The 2,582-nt window shown below is 76.3% G+C and carries 4 protein-coding genes; all 4 read right to left on the bottom strand.

Translation table 11 applies throughout. The annotated features are described in order from the left end of the window. Positions 1-110 (bottom strand): MerR family DNA-binding transcriptional regulator (locus tag JNW87_RS37395; RefSeq protein WP_238455348.1); only part of this gene is annotated, 110 nt, incomplete at its 3' end. Between the two features lie 55 nt (positions 111-165). Then, positions 166-1,131: a hypothetical protein gene (locus JNW87_RS37390; RefSeq protein WP_109801484.1), complete on the bottom strand. Its 966-nt coding sequence runs from the start codon at positions 1,129-1,131 to the stop codon at positions 166-168. 112 nt (positions 1,132-1,243) lie between these two features. Beyond that, complete coding sequence (locus JNW87_RS37385; RefSeq protein ID WP_109801485.1) at positions 1,244-2,050, bottom strand: isocitrate lyase/phosphoenolpyruvate mutase family protein; 807 nt, start codon at positions 2,048-2,050, stop codon at positions 1,244-1,246. Continuing rightward, positions 2,047-2,582: cytochrome P450 (locus JNW87_RS37380; RefSeq protein ID WP_238455347.1), on the bottom strand; the 536-nt coding region annotated here is incomplete at its 5' end. The genes JNW87_RS37380 and JNW87_RS37385, both read right to left, overlap by 4 nt.

The raw sequence follows: 2,582 nt of genomic DNA, 5'->3' as shown, positions 1-2,582 counted from the left end.
GACGGCAGCCGGCGCACGCTGATCCGCCCCTCCGCCTCCCAGCGACGCACCGTGCCCACCGAGCGGCCCACCCGCTTGGCGAACTCCCCGATCCGATAAACGCTACCCATAGCAGGTAAGCCTGAACAGACTTGACCAGAGAGTCAACTACTAGTCGGCACCTCCTCAGAGCCCCATCTCGGCCTCGTACGCCCGCCGCAGCCGGAGGCGGGCGGTGGGCGCGAGGCAGAGATGCCAGGCCTGACCCTCGTCGACCACGTTGATCTCACCGGCGTCCTGGCGGGCCAGCAGCAGCCCGGCCAGGGTGTCCCGGACCCCGAAGCGGCCGTACCAGGCCAGTTCCACGTCGGCGGCGTAGCCGAGGCAGTGGCCGCTGGGCACCATGGCGGCGTACCCGAGGCGGCGCAGCCGATGCTGGTGCTCGGCGCTGCGGGCCAGGCTGGTCACCCAGAGCGGCGGGGTGGCGGGCGGGGTGGCCGCGGCGAACTCCCGGGCGATGTCGTTGAGCAGGGCCACGACCTCGCGGCGGGCCCGGCGGAACATCAGGCCCGCGGTGCGCGGGGTGGCGTCCGGCAGGAGTCGGCGGCGTACCACGCGCAGGCTCCGGCGGAGGACGCTCGCCGGTTGCTCCTGGTACCGGAAGCTGAGCAGGCCACGGCGGCGCAGCCACTCCAGGTCGACCAGGTCGACGCTGCCGTTGACCTGCGCGTCGGTGGCGAAGGTGGGCGCGTCCCGCCACCACATCACGTCGATCCGGGAGAGCAGGTAGATCCGGACCAGCGCGGTCAGGTCAGCGGCGGAGCTGCGGGCGTTCGGCTGGTAGCGGGCCATCTCCAGCAGCAGCGTCTCCCGGGCGCCGACGAACCCCTGCGGGGTGGCGTCGAGCACCGCGGCGATCGCCGGCTCGCGCAGCCGCTGGTCCAGCAGCACCTGCCGGGCGGCGGTCGACGGGGCGTCCGCCAGGGCGCCCACCTCGACGAGCAGCTCCGCCACCGCGGCCCGGTACGCGGCCAGGTCCGGCTCGCCGGGTGCGGACCGGCGGGTCGGGGACGACGGGTGGCGGCGGACGGGGGCGGTGGACGCGACAGCGGGCCCGGGCTGCTGGCCGGGGCTTCGGCTGGGCACTCGCATGGTCGGGTCCCCTTCTCCGGGCAGGACACGGTGTGGATGAACCTGAAACACACCGTAATCACCAGAACCCGCGGATCCCCGAACAATCCTCCTATCTCCCCCGAACGACGCCCTATCCGGTGTGGTCCGCCCCGAACCGCCCGGACAGCTCCTGCACCCACCCGTACGACGGGACGGCGCGCCGGTCACCGTCCCGCCCGGCACCGACGGCGTCGGCCAGGTCGAGCGCCGCGCCGAGGGCCGCGCGGAACAGCAGCGACCCGGTGCTCACCCGGGCCACCCCGAGCCGACCCAGCTCGGCCAGGCTCGGGCCGCCGGGCCGGTGCAGCACGTTCAGCGGCACGCCGACCTCGGCGGCTAGCAGCCCGACGGTGTCGTCCGGTGCCCCGGGGACGAAGAACCCGTGGGCGCCCGCCGCCCGGTACGCCCGGGCCCGGTGCAGGGCCTGCTCCAGCGGCTCGGGCACCCCCAGCCACCAGGCGTCGGTGCGGGCGTTGAGGAAGAGCCCGGGCGCCGCCGCCCGCGCCGCCGCGAGCTTGGCCGCCACCAGCTCGGTCGGGGCCAGGGTGCCGTCGGGGCGGCCGTCCTCGAGGTTGACCCCGACCACGCCGAGCGTGGCCAGTTCGGCGACGTACCCGCCCACCTCCGCCGGGTCGTCGCTGAAGCCGCCCTCGACGTCGACGGTGAGGAGCACCGGCAGCCCGCGCAGCCGGCGGGCGAGGTCGAGATTCTCGCCCCGGGTGGCCGCCGCCGCGTCGGGTTTCCCGCCGGCCGCGGCGACCCCGAGGCTGGTGGTGCCGATCGCGGGATGGCCCTGGGCGGCGAGCGCGGCGGCGGAGGCCGCGTCCCAGGCGTTGGGGAGCAGCAGCGGACGGCCCGGCCGGTGCAGGGCGTGGAAGGCGGCGTACCGGTCGTTCATCGGGGGATCACCTCGAGTGTGGTGGGGACGCGCAGCGTCGGGTGCGGGTCGTGGCGGATCTCGGCGTCGGTGGCGCGGCAATGGCGGCGCAGCACGTCGACCACCCCGGTGGCCAGGGCCAGGGCGTGCCGCTCGCCCGGGCATCCCCGCGGCCCGGCGCCGAAGGTCAGCGCGCGGCCGGGCCGGCCCGGGACGAACCGGTCCGGCTCGGCGAAGACGGCCGGATCGCGGTTGGCCGCGTCGAAGCGGAGCAGCAGCGCAGTGCCGGCGCGGATCTCCCGCCCGCCGAGCCGCAGCGGTGCGGTGGCGACCCGGCGGGTGGCGCGGACGGGCGGATCGAGCCGGAGCACCTCGGCCAGCAGGTCGCCGGTCGGCACCGGCTCCGGCGCCGCGAGGACGTGCCGGGCGGCGGCGCCGATCAGCCCGGCGGTGGCGTCGCAGGCCTGCACCAGCAGTCCGAGCCGGTTCGCGGTGACCTCCGGCGGGGTGGGCGGCGACAGCGCCAGCAGGGTGCCGACCGCCCGGTCGGCGC

It is taken from the genome of Micromonospora sp. ATA51 (assembly GCF_016802855.1).
Classification (GTDB): Bacteria; Actinomycetota; Actinomycetes; order Mycobacteriales; family Micromonosporaceae; genus Micromonospora; species Micromonospora sicca.
This window is presented reverse-complemented; position numbering and strand designations above follow the sequence as displayed.

What these genes read in the sequence shown, in the direction of transcription:
- JNW87_RS37390 (WP_109801484.1), bottom strand. Translation starts at nt 1,131, where the DNA reads ATGCGAGTGCCCAGCCGAAGCCCCGGCCAGCAGCCCGGGCCCGCTGTC.
- JNW87_RS37385 (WP_109801485.1), bottom strand. Translation starts at nt 2,050, where the DNA reads ATGAACGACCGGTACGCCGCCTTCCACGCCCTGCACCGGCCGGGCCGT.